Origin of the sequence: Salmonella sp. SAL4457, from assembly GCF_046548235.1 — a bacterium.
In the GTDB taxonomy this organism is placed as follows: domain Bacteria; phylum Pseudomonadota; class Gammaproteobacteria; order Enterobacterales; family Enterobacteriaceae; genus Salmonella; species Salmonella enterica.
In genome coordinates this window covers 1-240 of the sequence record NZ_JBGDZO010001242.1, presented here as the reverse complement: position 1 = coordinate 240, position 240 = coordinate 1, and the positions used below count along the sequence as shown (strand labels likewise).

General features: G+C 62.1%; 1 pseudogene. It reads left to right on the top strand.

Annotated features, from left to right (window positions below):
* Positions 1–13: 13 nt before the first annotated feature.
* Positions 14–240, top strand: a pseudogene (locus ACLJNW_RS28160) (hypothetical protein); the annotation flags it as partial.

Genomic DNA, 240 nt, shown 5'->3' with positions numbered 1-240 from the left:
CGGTAAAGGGGTCGTGTCACCATCCACGATGGTGTGCCATGCAGACGATCTCGGGCTGGTGCGTGGGGATGGCGTTTTCGACACAACTCGTATCGTGACCGCGCAGGATGGAACATCGCGAATCGACCACCTCGACGAGCACCTGTCCCGGTTCGCCCGCTCTATCGCTGGAGTGAACGGCCCCACCCCCGATTTGGACTCCTGGAACCACCTCATCGAAGAAGCGGCACGCACCTGGCG